At 58.5% G+C, this 16379-nt stretch carries 8 protein-coding genes, 2 tRNA genes and 3 rRNA genes; 10 read left to right on the top strand and 3 right to left on the bottom strand.

All coding sequences use genetic code 11. The features are described from left to right. Positions 1-92: 92 nt before the first annotated feature. Positions 93-1373, top strand: coding sequence for a carbohydrate porin (locus NHH88_31880; protein ID USX14179.1), 1281 nt, complete (start codon positions 93-95; stop codon positions 1371-1373). Between the two features lie 109 nt (positions 1374-1482). After that, entirely contained in the window at positions 1483-2901 is a 1419-nt protein-coding gene (locus NHH88_31875) for a DUF4214 domain-containing protein (protein ID USX14178.1), read from the top strand. A gap of 19 nt (positions 2902-2920) precedes the next feature. On the opposite strand, the gene NHH88_31870 is transcribed toward NHH88_31875, so the two are convergent. Beyond that, complete coding sequence (locus tag NHH88_31870) at positions 2921-4282, bottom strand: sodium-dependent transporter (protein ID USX14177.1); 1362 nt, start codon at positions 4280-4282, stop codon at positions 2921-2923. 449 nt (positions 4283-4731) lie between these two features. Here NHH88_31870 and NHH88_31865 point away from each other — a divergent pair. The 5 genes from NHH88_31865 (at position 4732) to rrf (ending at position 9866) form a co-directional block, all read left to right on the top strand. Next, positions 4732-6260, top strand: a 16S ribosomal RNA gene (locus tag NHH88_31865). A 78-nt stretch (positions 6261-6338) separates the two neighbouring features. Next, positions 6339-6415, top strand: a tRNA-Ile gene (locus tag NHH88_31860). Positions 6416-6439: 24 nt separating this feature from the next. Further along, positions 6440-6515, top strand: a tRNA-Ala gene (locus tag NHH88_31855). A gap of 232 nt (positions 6516-6747) precedes the next feature. Then, positions 6748-9620, top strand: a 23S ribosomal RNA gene (locus NHH88_31850). A gap of 133 nt (positions 9621-9753) precedes the next feature. Continuing rightward, a 5S ribosomal RNA gene (rrf, locus tag NHH88_31845) occupies positions 9754-9866 on the top strand. The 16S, 23S and 5S rRNA genes sit together here with 2 tRNA genes alongside, the layout of an rRNA operon. Positions 9867-9980: 114 nt before the next feature. On the opposite strand, the gene NHH88_31840 is transcribed toward rrf, so the two are convergent. Then, on the bottom strand, positions 9981-10523 hold the full coding sequence (locus NHH88_31840) for an acyloxyacyl hydrolase (protein USX14176.1): 543 nt from the start codon (positions 10521-10523) through the stop codon (positions 9981-9983). A gap of 172 nt (positions 10524-10695) precedes the next feature. Between NHH88_31840 and NHH88_31835 the strand changes: the two genes are divergently transcribed. Further along, positions 10696-11541, top strand: a complete 846-nt coding sequence (locus tag NHH88_31835; GenBank protein ID USX17492.1) for an NAD(P)-dependent oxidoreductase — start codon at positions 10696-10698, stop codon at positions 11539-11541. 120 nt (positions 11542-11661) lie between these two features. Here NHH88_31835 and NHH88_31830 read toward each other — a convergent pair whose 3' ends face one another. Further along, positions 11662-12852, bottom strand: coding sequence for a M20 family metallopeptidase (locus NHH88_31830; GenBank protein ID USX14175.1), 1191 nt, complete (start codon positions 12850-12852; stop codon positions 11662-11664). Between the two features lie 160 nt (positions 12853-13012). Here NHH88_31830 and NHH88_31825 point away from each other — a divergent pair, with 160 nt between their 5' ends. Next, positions 13013-15091 (top strand): molybdopterin oxidoreductase family protein, encoded by a 2079-nt coding sequence (locus tag NHH88_31825; GenBank protein USX14174.1) that lies wholly within the window; start codon positions 13013-13015, stop codon positions 15089-15091. A 9-nt stretch (positions 15092-15100) separates the two neighbouring features. Beyond that, entirely contained in the window at positions 15101-16237 is a 1137-nt protein-coding gene (locus tag NHH88_31820) for an aminopeptidase (protein ID USX14173.1), read from the top strand. The last annotated feature ends 142 nt before the right edge of the window (positions 16238-16379 follow it).

Raw genomic sequence — 16379 nt, 5'->3', positions numbered from 1 at the left:
GCAGTGGCAAACAGCGGAGCGCTCCTCGACGGCGCTCCGGCGGCACCCCTACGTCCGTCGAAAACAAAAAAACGATAAAACCGGAGACAAACATGAAAAATCAAATGCAAAAAGCGGCGCTGCCGATGGCTATGGTGCTGGCGCTTGGCGTCGCGAGCGGCACCGCCGCTGCCCAGGCCGGGCAGGACGCCGAAGGCTTCCACGGCTATCTGCGCGTGGGCGCCGGCACCTCGCTTAACGGCGATCGCGGACCGCAAGGCTGCTATGGCCTGGGCGGCAGCACCCGCAAATACCGGCTGGGCAACGAGTGCGATTCCGACTTCGAAGGCGGCTACACCAAGGAGATCGCCGAATCGGATGGCGTGCGCTACGTCGCCACCCTGTGGGTGATCGCCTACGGCAACAAGTCCGGCTTCCGCGACGCCGAGTTCGATATCTTGAAGGGCTACGTCGAGGCCAAGGGCCTGGACTTCCTGCACGGGGGCACGGCCTGGATCGGCAAGCGCTACTACAACCGTCCCGATATCCACATGATGGATTTCCAGTACATTAATTTCAGCGGCACCGGCGCGGGCCTCGACAAGATCCAGGCCGGCCCCGGCAAGATCTCATACGCCTTTTTCAAGGACAACGATATCAACGCCATCGCGCCGAACGGCGCCGTGCTCGGCTCCACCGCCGCCACCCGCCAGAACCTGATGTACCAGGACTTGCCGGTCAACGCCGGCGGCACCATCGACATGGCCGCGTCCATCATCACGGCGCAGGGCGACGAGACCTTGGGCGCCCGTCACAACGGCTGGCAACTGTCGGCCTTCCACAAGCAGGCTGACGTGTTTGGCGGCGCCAACAACTTCGGCGTGCAGTACGGCGTGGGGCCGGGCACCGGCATCGGCGGCGACCATGGCGGCATGGGGTCGGCCGGCAGCACGCTGCTGGGATCGGACGTGACGCGCATGCGTGTGTTCGACAACCTGTGGATCCAGCCCACCTGGAACTTCGGCGTGGAAATGGTGGCGCTGGTGCAGAAGGACAAATCCGACGCGATCGGTTCGAGCACCTGGACATCGCTGGGCGTGCGCCCGGTCTACGCGCTGACCAAGAACTTCAAACTGGTGATGGAGCTGGGCACCGACCGCGTGACTTCGCCGACCGGCGGCGCGGCGCAGCGGTTGACCAAAGTGACGTTCGCGCCGACCATCTCGGCCGGGCCCGGTCTGTGGGCGCGCCCCGAACTGCGCGCCTTCGTCACGTACGGCAAGTGGAACGACGCGGCGACCGCGTCCGTGAACGCCGCCAACAGCAGCGGCCCGGTGTATAACAACCGCACCAGCGGGACCTCGGTCGGCTTCCAGGTCGAGACCTGGTTCTGACGAGGACCCCAGGGCGCCCGCCGCGCATGACGCCGGCGGGGTATTTTTATTTCGCTCTCGCGGTTGCAAAAATGGTATCATTTTCTCCTTGATAATTGGAGATGACCTCATGAAGATCCCATCGAAAGTTGCATGTCTTTGCGTAGTGGGCGCGGCGTTGAGCGCTTGCGGTGGCTCGGACACGGAAACCACCGGGCAAAAGGCGGCGTTGCTTTCATCGGGAGCCACCGTGGTCTCGCCACAGGCCGCGCAGCAGGCCGCTTCGGTTTATACACCGCTGCTGCAGCAAATCTATCTCGGCTTCTACGGCCGCCCGGCCGACCCGGCGGGATTGGCGTTTTGGGGACAGCAGTTCAGCAATGCCAATATGCCGCTGACGTTGCTAGGTCTCGCGTCGAGCTATGCGACCAATGACGGTGTCAAGCAAATGGTCGACGCCTTCGCCCTGAGCGTCGAGGCGCAGGATGTCACCTCCGGCACCAGCGCGGCCTTTGTCAACGCCGTCTATCTCAACGCGTTTAATCGCATCGCTGAATCAACCGGAAATGACTACTGGAGTGCGCTTGTCGATGGCGGAAAATTCACGCGCGCGCAAATTGCGCTGGTCATCCTGAACGGTGCGCAGGGCAGCGACGCGATGATGATCACGAAGAAAACGCAGGGCGCCACCGCTGTCACGGCCGCGCTGGATACCCCGGCCGAGAGCGCCGCCTATGCCGGCGATTCCATCCTGCAGGGCGCACGCGATCTTCTTAGCGCGATCACAGCCACAACGGACATGGCCGCCTACCAGGCGCAGATCGACGAATATGTTGCCTCGATACAGGGGCCTGGAGCATACCCGACGATCGTGCGTTACTCCGGGTTCAGCACGGCGCAACGTCCGACCGGCACGCCATCCTATTCCGCGCGCTTCAGCTACTCGGCGGGAGGCGTCGCTCCCCCCGCCACGGCCGGCAGCCTGATTTATGGGCTGGGGCAAACAACCGTCGGCTGGACGCGCGGCGCCGCGAATCAGATCCAGTACGCTTCTACTTTTATCACCAGCTCCACTATCCAGGGAGGCGGCTTGATGCCTGCGGTGACAATGTTGTGCCGGCCTGCGACGGGCACCACCTCGGTTCCCGACGCCACCGACGTGCTGGTGGCGCGCGCGGCGCGGCAGCTCGGCGCCGCCTCGGAACTGGCGGGCCAAACCCTGGCGACGTACCGCGAGGATTGCGCCATCAACAGCGTTCGGCAATCGATCAGTTTCGATAGCGCTGGCAACGCTACATTCACTTCTGCTGCCGGCGTGAGCAAGATCGACGCGGCGACCGTGAACGCGGGTCTGAAAGGCCAGATGCTGCATGACTCCGCGAATAACCTGGATTTCTATTTCTTCGCATACAGCTATGTGCGCGCCAACGGCGCCACCGGATATGCCCTGGTCCAGCGCATGAGCGTTCCCGCGACCACGGGCGGCACGAGCGTCCCGGCGGCAAGTATTTTGCCGGGTGAAAGCGTTGCCGTCTGGTCGCAGGAATAGGTAAAGGCTGTGTTGCCGATTACAGCAAATTCAGCCCCTTGAGCATGACGAGCAGGATCAGCAGCGGCGACACATAACGCAGCAGAAAAAACACCACGCGCGCGGTGGCCTGGTTGGCCAGCGCGCCGTGATTCGACAGCGCATGCGCGAACCGGTCGGGGCCCCAGGCCCAGCCGACGAACAAGGCCAGCGCTATGCCGCCCAGCGGCAGCAGCACGTTGGAGGACACAAAGTCGAACAGGTCGAACATGTTCATGCCGAACAGTTTGAAGTCGGCCAGTACATTGTTGGTCAACGCGCAGGTCGAGCCGAGCAGCATCAGGATGGCGATGGTCAGCAACGTCGCCTTCGCGCGGCTCATGCCGAGGCGCTCATGCAGGATCACCACCGGCACCTCCATCAGCGACAGCATCGCACCGGTCGCGGCTACCGCGGCCAGCACAAAGAAGGCGATCATCAGCAGGTGGCCGCCGGGAATCTGCGAGAACACGGCCGGAATGGTGATGAACACCAGCGCCGGGCCGGCGGCCGGCTCGAAACCGAACGTGAAGACCGCCGGAAAGATGGCGATCCCGGCCAGCATCGAGACGCATAGATCGGCCGCCATCACGCGCAGCGTTGTTTGCGGAATGTTCTGGTCGTCGCGGAAGTAGGAGCCGTAGGTCATCATCGTCCCCATGCCCAGCGACAGTTTGAAGAATGCCAGGCCCATCGCCGTGAGGATGACACCGGCCGTAATCTTGCTAAAGTCCGGACGGAACAGGAAGGCAAGGCCGTCTGCCGCCTTGTCGAGCGAAAGACTGACCGCGCACAGCACCAGTAGTAGAAAAAACAATATCGGCATCAGTTTCTTGGCGATTCCTTCGATGCCTTTGGTCACACCCATCAGCAGGATGCCGCCAATAAACACCAGCACCGCCCATTGCCACAGCAGCGATTGCAGGGGATCGCTGATCAGGGAGGTGAAAGCCGCCTCCGTGACTTGGCGATCGCTGCTGAGGATTGAGCCGCCAATGGCTTTGAAGACATAGGCGAACACCCACGCCACCACTTCCGAATAGAACGAGAGGATCAGGAACGCTGCCGCCATGCCGGCGACGCCGATCAGCCACCAGGGCATTTTGGTGGGTGCGAGCTGTTGCAGTGTGGTGATGGGATTGGCTTTCGCGGCGCGGCCCATGGTGATTTCGGCAATCATTACTGGCAGGCCGATGACCAGTGTGGCGAGCAGGTACACCAGCAAAAAGCCGGCGCCGCCGTTGGCGCCGGTTAGATAGGGGAACTTCCAGATGTTGCCGAGGCCGACGGCGGAACCGAGGGTGGCGGCGAGAACGCCGAAGCTGGAGCTGAAGCCGCCGCGCTTGATGGATTGCTTAGTCATTGCTGCAGGTCGCTGTGTCGAAAAAGGCGCGATTGTAGCAGCCGAAAAAAAAGCCTTGCAGGGATGAAGGGGCCTTTGCTATAGTTCGCCTCCTCGCAAAACGGTGCACACAAAACAAGGTGTTGCAGAGTGAAGCGGGATAAAAAAGAAGGTTGACGAAACGGTCTAAACGATTCATACTCTTCCTTCTTCGCTGACGAACAAAACGATTTGTCAAGCGTGCAAGCAGCACCAAACAAAGTTCTTTAAAAATTAACAGTCGATAAGTGTGGACGTTTGATGAAAGTGCACGCGGAACAAGGGTAACCAAGTTCCGCGATACTTAAAATATCAAATGTTCACAAGAAGTAATGAAATAGGCGCTACGAAAGTAGTGGCCTGTCAGTATTTTGAGTGAGCGACCTCTTAGCAATAAGAGTGCCGGTAAAACGGCAAAAGTAACAGAGATTAAACTGAAGAGTTTGATCCTGGCTCAGATTGAACGCTGGCGGCATGCCTTACACATGCAAGTCGAACGGCAGCGCGGGGCAACCTGGCGGCGAGTGGCGAACGGGTGAGTAATATATCGGAACGTACCCTGGAGTGGGGGATAACGTAGCGAAAGTTACGCTAATACCGCATACGATCTAAGGATGAAAGTGGGGGATCGCAAGACCTCATGCTCCTGGAGCGGCCGATATCTGATTAGCTAGTTGGTAGGGTAAAAGCCTACCAAGGCATCGATCAGTAGCTGGTCTGAGAGGACGACCAGCCACACTGGAACTGAGACACGGTCCAGACTCCTACGGGAGGCAGCAGTGGGGAATTTTGGACAATGGGCGCAAGCCTGATCCAGCAATGCCGCGTGAGTGAAGAAGGCCTTCGGGTTGTAAAGCTCTTTTGTCAGGGAAGAAACGGGTCTTTCTAATACAGAGATCTAATGACGGTACCTGAAGAATAAGCACCGGCTAACTACGTGCCAGCAGCCGCGGTAATACGTAGGGTGCAAGCGTTAATCGGAATTACTGGGCGTAAAGCGTGCGCAGGCGGTTTTGTAAGTCTGTTGTGAAATCCCCGGGCTCAACCTGGGAATGGCAATGGAGACTGCAAGGCTAGAGTTTGGCAGAGGGGGGTAGAATTCCACGTGTAGCAGTGAAATGCGTAGATATGTGGAGGAACACCGATGGCGAAGGCAGCCCCCTGGGTCAAAACTGACGCTCATGCACGAAAGCGTGGGGAGCAAACAGGATTAGATACCCTGGTAGTCCACGCCCTAAACGATGTCTACTAGTTGTCGGGTCTTAATTGACTTGGTAACGCAGCTAACGCGTGAAGTAGACCGCCTGGGGAGTACGGTCGCAAGATTAAAACTCAAAGGAATTGACGGGGACCCGCACAAGCGGTGGATGATGTGGATTAATTCGATGCAACGCGAAAAACCTTACCTACCCTTGACATGGATGGAATCCCGGAGAGATTTGGGAGTGCTCGAAAGAGAACCATCACACAGGTGCTGCATGGCTGTCGTCAGCTCGTGTCGTGAGATGTTGGGTTAAGTCCCGCAACGAGCGCAACCCTTGTCATTAGTTGCTACGAAAGGGCACTCTAATGAGACTGCCGGTGACAAACCGGAGGAAGGTGGGGATGACGTCAAGTCCTCATGGCCCTTATGGGTAGGGCTTCACACGTCATACAATGGTACATACAGAGCGCCGCCAACCCGCGAGGGGGAGCTAATCGCAGAAAGTGTATCGTAGTCCGGATTGTAGTCTGCAACTCGACTGCATGAAGTTGGAATCGCTAGTAATCGCGGATCAGCATGTCGCGGTGAATACGTTCCCGGGTCTTGTACACACCGCCCGTCACACCATGGGAGCGGGTTTTACCAGAAGTAGGTAGCTTAACCGCAAGGAGGGCGCTTACCACGGTAGGATTCGTGACTGGGGTGAAGTCGTAACAAGGTAGCCGTATCGGAAGGTGCGGCTGGATCACCTCCTTTCTAGAGTCGCACGAATCAGTAATGATTCACTCATCAAGCGTTCACACTTATCGACTGTAAATATAAAGAACAGCATTTGGGGCTGTAGCTCAGCTGGTTAGAGCACCGTGTTGATAACGCGGGGGTCGTTGGTTCGAGTCCAACCAGCCCTACCAGTTTTACCCTAGTAGTAAATCTCAGGGGGATTAGCTCAGCTGGGAGAGCACCTGCTTTGCAAGCAGGGGGTCGTCGGTTCGATCCCGTCATCCTCCACCAAAAAGTTCAAATGCAAGCAACGCCAAGCGGCGTATGTTTATGTTTGATCTTTTAGAGATCAAGTGCTGTACGTTCTTTAACAATCTGGAAGAAGTAAGTAAATTTTTATTGATCGCAAACACCGACAGGTGGGTGCGATGGGTAATGATTGTATGTATCAACAAACGCAACAACGTAGTACTTCTTATTCCTATAAACGCTCCTTGTTTAGTCGCAGGGGCTAACGTTATAGGGACAAGTGAATAAGTGCACATGGTGGATGCCTTGGCGATTACAGGCGATGAAGGACGTAGTAGCTTGCGATAAGCTGCGGGGAGCTAGCAAACAAGCTTTGATCCGCAGATTTCCGAATGGGGAAACCCGGCCTTTTAGGTCATTGCATACTGAATACATAGGTATGCAAAGCGAACGCGGCGAACTGAAACATCTAAGTAGCTGCAGGAAAATAAATCAACCGAGATTCCCAAAGTAGTGGCGAGCGAAATGGGAAGAGCCTGCACGTTTTAGCATGACGCATAACAGAATCCTCTGGAAATAGGAGCCATAGCGGGTGATAGCCCCGTATGTGAAATGCGATGTGTGGAACTAAGCGTGCGACAAGTAGGGCGGGACACGAGAAATCCTGTCTGAATATGGGGGGACCATCCTCCAAGGCTAAATACTCGTAATCGACCGATAGTGAACCAGTACCGTGAGGGAAAGGCGAAAAGAACCCCGGGAGGGGAGTGAAATAGATCCTGAAACCGTGTGCATACAAACAGTAGGAGCGGACTTGTTCCGTGACTGCGTACCTTTTGTATAATGGGTCAGCGACTTACATTCAGTGGCAAGGTTAACCATATAGGGAAGCCGTAGAGAAATCGAGTCCGAACAGGGCGATAGTCGCTGGGTGTAGACCCGAAACCAAGTGATCTACTCATGGCCAGGATGAAGGTGCGGTAACACGCACTGGAGGTCCGAACCCACTAATGTTGAAAAATTAGGGGATGAGCTGTGGGTAGGGGTGAAAGGCTAAACAAACTTGGAAATAGCTGGTTCTCTCCGAAAACTATTTAGGTAGTGCCTCAAGTATCACCATCGGGGGTAGAGCACTGTTATGGCTAGGGGGTCATCGCGACTTACCAAACCATTGCAAACTCCGAATACCGATGAGTGCGAGCTTGGGAGACAGACGTCGGGTGCTAACGTCCGGCGTCAAGAGGGAAACAACCCAGACCGCCAGCTAAGGTCCCAAAGATTGGCTAAGTGGAAAACGAAGTGGGAAGGCTAAAACAGTCAGGATGTTGGCTTAGAAGCAGCCATCATTTAAAGAAAGCGTAATAGCTCACTGATCGAGTCGTCCTGCGCGGAAGATGTAACGGGGCTAAGCCAGTCACCGAAGCTGCGGATATGCGTAAGCATATGGTAGGAGAGCGTTCTGTAAGCCTGCGAAGGTGTCTTGTAAAGGATGCTGGAGGTATCAGAAGTGCGAATGCTGACATGAGTAGCGATAATGGGGGTGAAAAGCCCCCACGCCGTAAGCCCAAGGTTTCCTGTTCAACGTTCATCGGAGCAGGGTGAGTCGGCCCCTAAGGCGAGGCAGAGATGCGTAGCTGATGGGAAGCAGGTTAATATTCCTGCACCGTCGTATGATGCGATGGGGGGACGGATCGCGGAAGGTTGTCCAACTGTTGGAATAGTTGGTTGCTGCTTCATAGAAGGCGCTTAGGCAAATCCGGGCGCGTAATTCAAGGGAGTGGGACGAGAGATTTAGGTCTCGAAGCAATCGGAAGTGGTTCCAAGAAAAGCCTCTAAGCTTCAGTCATACGAGACCGTACCGCAAACCGACACAGGTGGGCGAGATGAGTATTCTAAGGCGCTTGAGAGAACTCGGGAGAAGGAACTCGGCAAATTGGTACCGTAACTTCGGGAAAAGGTACGCCCTTGTAGCTTGGCTGATTTACTTCAGTAGGGTGAACGGGTTGCAATAAACTGGTGGCTGCGACTGTTTAATAAAAACACAGCACTCTGCAAACACGAAAGTGGACGTATAGGGTGTGACGCCTGCCCGGTGCTGGAAGATTAAATGATGGGGTGCAAGCTCTTGATTGAAGTCCCAGTAAACGGCGGCCGTAACTATAACGGTCCTAAGGTAGCGAAATTCCTTGTCGGGTAAGTTCCGACCTGCACGAATGGCGTAACGATGGCCACACTGTCTCCTCCCGAGACTCAGCGAAGTTGAAGTGTTTGTGATGATGCAATCTACCCGCGGCTAGACGGAAAGACCCCATGAACCTTTACTGTAGCTTTGCATTGGACTTTGAATCAATCTGTGTAGGATAGGTGGGAGGCTTTGAAGCGGGGACGCCAGTTCTCGTGGAGCCAACCTTGAAATACCACCCTGGTTCATTTGAGGTTCTAACCTTGGCCCGTTATCCGGGTCGGGGACAGTGCATGGTAGGCAGTTTGACTGGGGCGGTCTCCTCCTAAAGTGTAACGGAGGAGTTCGAAGGTACGCTAGGTACGGTCGGACATCGTGCTAATAGTGCAATGGCATAAGCGTGCTTAACTGCGAGACTGACAAGTCGAGCAGGTACGAAAGTAGGACATAGTGATCCGGTGGTTCTGTATGGAAGGGCCATCGCTCAACGGATAAAAGGTACTCTGGGGATAACAGGCTGATTCCTCCCAAGAGTTCATATCGACGGGGGAGTTTGGCACCTCGATGTCGGCTCATCACATCCTGGGGCTGTAGCCGGTCCCAAGGGTATGGCTGTTCGCCATTTAAAGTGGTACGTGAGCTGGGTTTAAAACGTCGTGAGACAGTTTGGTCCCTATCTGCCGTGGGCGTTGGAAATTTGAAGGGGGCTGCTCCTAGTACGAGAGGACCGGAGTGGACAGACCTCTGGTGTACCGGTTGTCACGCCAGTGGCATTGCCGGGTAGCTAAGTCTGGAAGAGATAACCGCTGAAAGCATCTAAGCGGGAAACTTGCCTTAAGATGAGATTTCCCAGAGCCTTGAGCTCTTTGAAGGGTCGTTCGAGACCAGGACGTTGATAGGTCAGGTGTGGAAGTGCAGTAATGCATTAAGCTAACTGATACTAATTGCCCGTACGGCTTGTCCCTATAACCTTAGCAGGTTATGGTTGAATAAGAAGTACGTTGAAACGTTCGTTGATACACAACTTCATTACCCCATTTACTTACTTCTCCAGATTCTGAGCAACGTTCATATGAACGCGGCTCGTACAAGTCAATGCCTGATGACCATAGCAAGTTGGTCCCACCCCTTCCCATCCCGAACAGGACCGTGAAACAACTCTGCGCCGATGATAGTGCTGCAACCAGTGTGAAAGTAGGTTATCGTCAGGCTAGTTATAAGAAGAAGCCCACCAGGTGATCCTGGTGGGCTTTTTTGCGTTTAAGGTCTGGAACTGGCTGTAAAAAAGCGCTTCCGAAGAAGCGCTTATCTGGTCAGGTACTTAATTAAAAGTGGTACGCCGCTTTGACTTCAAGGAAGTTCGCGCCGCCGTTAGGGCTCTTGATGCTGCCATTGGAGAAGTGCTGCAACTTGAGGGCGACTTCCCAATTGTTCTGCATCACATAGCCGATGCCGATGTGGTCGCCGAATTGGAACGCTGTCGACAATTCCTTGCCGTCGTTCCTGTACAGGCTGGACAAGAGGTGAACACCGACGCCGGCTTCGTAGTAAATGCCCTTCTTGTTGTCGTTCTGGAAGCGGAACACCGGGGTGAAGCCCACGTCCCACAGGCCTTTTTCCCAGCCCGGCACGTTGCGGTATTGGTTCTGGCGCCAGTAACCGACGCTGCCTTCCCAGTAGCCGCTCAGGTGCGTGCCGTTCGACTGGAACCATTTTTTATCCCAGTCATTGGCGGCGCTCAGGCGCACCATACGCTGCTTTGACGCCGTGCCGTAGTCCACCGACACCGAGTCGATCAGTTGTTGGGCCATTGCGGCCTGGCTCACCATCAGGGCGGCAACCGCCGCCATCATTGTTTTCGCGAACATAGTATCCTTGTGTTTGTACCGACTCTATTTGCGCTGTATATATCTTTATACGGCTGCCAAGATTGTACCGGTGTTCCCAAATTTCTTCCGGCGCACCGTTGTTTTGATTAGTCCAGGAGCAGAATTGTCCATGCGAATCGCATTTCTCGGTATTGGCTTGATGGGAGACCCGATGGTACGCCGCCTGCTGGCGGCCGGCCATTCCGTTACGGTCTGGAATCGTACCTTCGCCAAGGCGCAAGCGCTGGCGCCGGCTGGCGCTCTGCCGGCCGCGCGGCTGGACGAGGCCGTACGCGACGCGGCCATCGTCATCTCGATGCTGGAGGCGGGGCCGATCGTGGCGCAAGTGATGCATGACGCCTTGCCGGCCATGGGGCAGAGCGCCTTGTGGGTGGACATGAGTTCGACGCAGCAGGCGGAGGCGCAGGCGTTTCACGCGCTGTTGCAAGCGCAGGGCCGGCGCTTTATCGACGCGCCGGTCTCGGGTGGCGTGGGCGGCGCGGCGGCGGGCACCCTGGCGATCATGGCGGGAGGCGATCCTGCGGACTTCGCCGAGGTGGAGCCGGTGTTGGTGGCGATGGGACGGCCGACCTTGGTCGGACCTGCCGGCAGCGGCCAGGTGGCCAAGCTGTGCAATCAGTTGATCGTGGGCGCGACCATCAATATCGTCGCGGAGGCGATGCTGCTGGCGCAAGCTGCCGGCGCCGACCCGGCGGCGATGCGCGCGGCGATCCGTGGCGGCTTTGCCGAGAGCAAGATATTGGACGTGCATGGCCAGCGTATGCTGGAGCGGAATTTCGTTGCCGGCGGCAAGGTCACGACGCAGCTGAAGGACCAGCGCAATATCCTGGCGGCGGCGGAAGCGGCGGGGGTGAGGTTGCCGGTAACGGAGCTGGTGACGGAGCGCTATAGGGTGTTGGCGGAAACGCTGCCGCAGGCGGATCATTCGGCCGCGCTGGTGGGGCTGGAGCAGCTCAATCCTGGGCAGCGGGTGGGTACAGGGCCAGATAAGGTGTAGAAGTTAATGATGCCACGGAGACACGTAGGGCGGATTAGGCGGAACGCCGTAATCGGCCATTTCCGGGCCGCCGACGGAACATGCATTGGCCGATTACGCTTCGCTAATCCGCCCTACGTGTTACCTCGGTAAGCTCTTCTCAGCGAGCCGTACCCAGAAGCTGGCACCCACTGGCAACAGGTTGTCGTTGAAATCATAACTGCCATTGTGCAGCACGCACGGACCCAGTCCGTGGCCGCCATCGCGGTGATCCCCCTCGCCATTGCCGATAAAGATATAGCACCCCGGCTTAGCCTGCAGGAAGAACGCGAAATCCTCAGCCCCCATGGTCGGCTCGACATTGTCATCGACCCTATCCGCGCCAACCACCTCCTTCATTACCTCGACGGCGAAGCGCGTCTCGGCCGCATGATTCACCAGCGGCGGATAATTTCGTCGGAACTTGTACTCCACCTCCGCCCCGAACGCCGCCGCCGTGTGCTGCGCGATCTCGCCCATGCGCGTCTCGATCATGTCCAGCACCGGCGTGGTGAAGGTGCGCACGGTGCCCACCATCTTGGCCTCGTCCGGAATCACATTGGTGGCGCTGCCCGCGTGGATCTGCGTGATCGACAGCACCGCCGTATCGAGCGGACTTTTCTGCCTGGAGATAATGGTCTGCCAGCTCTGCGCGATCTGCACCGCCACCATCACCGGATCGATGCCCTTGTGCGGCTGGGCCGCGTGCGCGCCCTTGCCCTTGATCGTCAGGTAAAACTCGTTACTGGAGGCCATCATCGGCCCCTCGACCACGCTCATGTGGCCGGACGGAATACCCGGCCAGTTGTGCATGCCGTAAATAGCGTCCATCGGACATTGCTCGAACAGACCATCCTCGATCATGCGCTTGGCCCCGGCGCCGCCTTCCTCGGCCGGCTGGAACACCAGGTACACGGTGCCGTCGAAGTTGCGGTTCTCGGCCAGGTGCTTGGCGGCGCCCAGCAGCATGGCGGTGTGGCCGTCGTGGCCGCAGGCGTGCATCTTGCCCGGATGGCGCGACGCGTGAGGGAAGGTGTTCACCTCCTGCATCGGCAGCGCGTCCATGTCGGCGCGCAAGCCGATCGCGCGGTTCGAGCTGCCGTTCTTGATGATCCCGACCACGCCGGTGAGGCCGAGGCCGCGAATCACGGGGATGCCCCATTCCGTCAGCTTGGCCGCCACCACGTCGGAAGTGCGCTGCTCTTCGTAGCAGAGCTCCGGATGGGCGTGCAGGTCGCGCCGGATGTGCTGCAATTCGGACTGAAAGGCAATGATGGGATCAACTAGTTTCATTTGCTTCTCCAAAATGGGTCGTTCACCTTGTGGGCGGGCGAGAATAGCCATTGTAGCCCTTGTCGTACGACTTTATCCAGAGCGGCCCCAAGCTTGGTATCCACCGGCCCGTAATGGTTTACGATACTGCTTTCAGTGTACGCTTTTTGGACTTTTGACAATGATAACCACACAAGTTCGCGCGGTCTGCCCGCACGACTGTCCCGACACCTGCGCCCTGCTGGTGACGGTCGAGGACGGCGTCGCCACCGCCGTCAAAGGCGATCCCGATCACCCGACCACCGCCGGCGTGCTGTGCACCAAGGTGGCGCGCTACACCGAACGCACCTACCACGCCGAGCGCTTGCTGCACCCGCTGCGCCGGATCGGCAAGAAGGGCGAGGGCAAGTTCGAGCGCATCAGCTGGGACGAGGCGCTGGCGACCATCGCCGCCAGGCTGAAGCCGATCGCCGCGCGCGCGCCGGAAGCGATCCTGCCGTACAGCTACTGCGGCACCATGGGCCTGCTGCAGGGCGAGTCGATGTCCTCGCGCTTCTTCAACAAGGTCGGCGCCTCGCTGCTGGACCGCACCGTCTGCGCGACCGCCGGCGCGACCGGCTACAAGTACACGATAGGCGCGTCGGTCGGCACCGACATGGAGCAGTTCCAGAACGCCAAGCTGATCATCATCTGGGGCGGCAATCCGATCGCCTCCAACCTGCACTTCTGGACGCGCGCGCAGGAGGCCAAGCGCAACGGCGCCAAGCTGATCGCCATCGACCCGTACCGCTCGCTGACGGCCGAGAAATGCCACCAGCACATCGCGCCGCTGCCGGGCACCGACGCCGCGCTGGCGCTGGGCCTGATGCACGTGCTGATCGCCGAGGACTTGCTCGATCATGACTACATCGCGCAGCATACGCTCGGCTTCGAGCAGCTCAAAGCGCGCGTGGCTGAATGGACGCCGGAACGCGTCGCCGAGACCTGCGGCATCACCGCCGCCGAGGTGGTCGACCTGGCGCGCCTGTACGGCGGCGCGGCCAAGGCCGGCGAGCCGGTGGCGATCCGCGTCAACTACGGCGTGCAGCGCGTGCGAGGTGGCGGCACCGCCGTGCGTAACATCGCCTGCCTGCCGGCGCTGGTGGGCGCCTGGCGCCACGCGGCCGGCGGCATCCAGCTGTCGTCGAGCGGCTCTTTCCCGTCCAACAAGGTGGCGCTGCAGCGGCCCGACCTGCTCAAGTCCATGCCGCGCACCATCAACATGACCACCATCGGCGACGACCTGCTGCGCCCGGCTTCGCCGGAGTTCGGGCCTGCCGTGGAGGCCGTCATCGTCTACAACTCCAACCCGGTGGCGATCGCGCCGGATTCGTCGAAGGTGGCGGCGGGCTTCGCGCGCGAGGACCTGTTCACGGTCGTGCTCGAGCACTTCCAGACCGACACCGTCGACTACGCAGACATCGTGCTGCCCGCCACCACGCAGCTCGAACATGTGGACACGCACACCTCGTTCGGCCACCTGTACATGATGGCCAACAACGCCGCGATCGCGCCGCTGGGCGAGTCCAAGCCCAACACCGAGATCTTCCGTCTGCTGGCGGCTGCCATGGGCTTCGACGATCCCTGCTTCCGCGACAGCGACGACGAGCTGGCATCGATCGCCTTCAACACCAAGGACGTGCGCGCCGTGCACTTCGACTGGGAGTCGTTGAAACTGAAGGGCTGGCAAAAGCTCAACATGCCGGAGGCCCCGTTCGCACAGGGCGGCTTTACGACGCCGTCCGGCAAGTGCGAGTTCTATTCCGCCGCGATGGAGGCCGACGGACTCGATCCGTTGCCGACTTATCTACCTCCGTACGAATCTGTTGCTAGCAACCCTCAACTTGCGAAAAAATATCCGCTGGCGATGATCTCTCCGCCGGCGCGAAACTTTTTGAATTCGACATTTGTAAACGTCAAGAGTTTGCGCTCCGCGGAGGGCGAACCGCACCTCGACATCCACCCCGACGATGCGGCAAAACGCGGCATTTTCGACGCCGATATGGTGCGCATCCACAATGACAGAGGCAGTTTTATCGCCAAAGCGCGCGTGACGGACAAGGCCCGTCCGGGCCTGGTTGTCGGTTTGTCAGTGTGGTGGAAGAAGCTAGCAAAGGATGGTAAGAACGCCAATGAGGTCACCAGCCAACGCCTCACCGACATGGGCCGCGCACCGACTTTTTACGATACACTCGTAGAGATTGAAAGAGTCGTTGCTTGAAGGTAGCATATGCGCAATTTTTTCCGCCGTGTCGTGCGGGCCAAGTACTGGCTCGCGACGGCATGCTCCGTACTTCTGCTGGCCGGTTGCGCCCAGTTGCGGTACTACGTACAGGCCGCGCAAGGCCAGTACGCGCTGTGGTCGGACGCCCGTCCGATCGACGATTGGCTGGGTGATCCCAACACCGATCCCCGCCTCAAGGCCCGCCTTGAAAAAGCCCTGCTGATACGCCGCTTCGCGGTGAAGGAACTGGGCCTTCCCAACAACGCCAGCTACAAGAATTACGCCGCGCTGTCGCGTCCGTTTGTGCTGTGGAACGTGGTGGCCACGCCGGAGCTGTCGCTGCGGCCGATCCAGTGGTGCTTCCCGATCGCCGGCTGCGTCAGCTATCGCGGCTACTACAGCAAGGCCGACGCCACCGCCTACGCCGACGAGCTGCGCGAGGAGGGCAACGACGTCCAGGTCGGCGGCGTGCCGGCGTACTCCACCCTGGGCTGGTTCAGCGATCCGCTGCTATCGACCTTCATCAATTATTCCGATGCCGAACTGGCGCGCATGGTGTTCCATGAGCTGTCGCACCAGGTCGTGTATGTGCAGGGCGATACCCAGTTCAACGAGAGCTTCGCCACCGCCGTCGAGGAGGCCGGTGTGCAGCGCTGGATGGAACTGTACGGCACGCCCGAGATGCGCGAGAGCTACGTGCGCAACAACGCGCGCCGCCAGGATTTCCTGGCGCTGCTGGTCAAGCACCGGCAGATGCTGGCCGATAATTACGCCAGCAAGACCAGCACCCGCCACCGTCGCGCCGAGAAGACCCGCATCTTCGCCCACCTGAAATCGGACTACCAGAAGCTCAAGGAAAGCTGGGGCGGCTATGCCGGCTATGACCGCTGGTTCGCCGAGCCGCTGACCAACGCGCACCTGAGCGCTGTGGGAACTTACCACGATTATCTGCCCGCCTTCCGCGAGCTGATGAAACAAGAAAGAACGTTCGTGCGATTTTATGGTGCAGCGCAAAAATTGGCTTTGCTTGATTTCGCTCAACGTCAACAGCAGCTCGACCATCTCACCCGCCTCGCAACGCTGGACGCCGAGCGGGTTGCCAGCCCGCAGCAACAAGCTGCCATCGCTGAAGGCGTCCGCTGATGCTGCTATGCAGCATAAATAGCCGTTAGAAGCGATGTTCTAATTATGCTTAATTGCGCTTGCGTCCGGGCTGACTGCCCGATAGCATCGCATCTTAAGCAGGCTCATACTTGATCGCGCAGACGATCCCCACCTGCTCGGA

It is taken from the genome of Oxalobacteraceae bacterium OTU3CAMAD1, assembly GCA_024123915.1.
Taxonomy (GTDB): Bacteria; Pseudomonadota; Gammaproteobacteria; order Burkholderiales; family Burkholderiaceae_D; genus Rugamonas.
This window is presented reverse-complemented; position numbering and strand designations above follow the sequence as displayed.

What these genes read in the sequence shown, in the direction of transcription:
- NHH88_31880 (USX14179.1), top strand. Translation starts at nt 93, where the DNA reads ATGAAAAATCAAATGCAAAAAGCGGCGCTGCCGATGGCTATGGTGCTG.
- NHH88_31875 (USX14178.1), top strand. Translation starts at nt 1,483, where the DNA reads ATGAAGATCCCATCGAAAGTTGCATGTCTTTGCGTAGTGGGCGCGGCG.
- NHH88_31870 (USX14177.1), bottom strand. Translation starts at nt 4,282, where the DNA reads ATGACTAAGCAATCCATCAAGCGCGGCGGCTTCAGCTCCAGCTTCGGC.
- NHH88_31840 (USX14176.1), bottom strand. Translation starts at nt 10,523, where the DNA reads ATGTTCGCGAAAACAATGATGGCGGCGGTTGCCGCCCTGATGGTGAGC.
- NHH88_31835 (USX17492.1), top strand. Translation starts at nt 10,696, where the DNA reads ATGGTACGCCGCCTGCTGGCGGCCGGCCATTCCGTTACGGTCTGGAAT.
- NHH88_31830 (USX14175.1), bottom strand. Translation starts at nt 12,852, where the DNA reads ATGAAACTAGTTGATCCCATCATTGCCTTTCAGTCCGAATTGCAGCAC.
- NHH88_31825 (USX14174.1), top strand. Translation starts at nt 13,013, where the DNA reads ATGATAACCACACAAGTTCGCGCGGTCTGCCCGCACGACTGTCCCGAC.
- NHH88_31820 (USX14173.1), top strand. Translation starts at nt 15,101, where the DNA reads ATGCGCAATTTTTTCCGCCGTGTCGTGCGGGCCAAGTACTGGCTCGCG.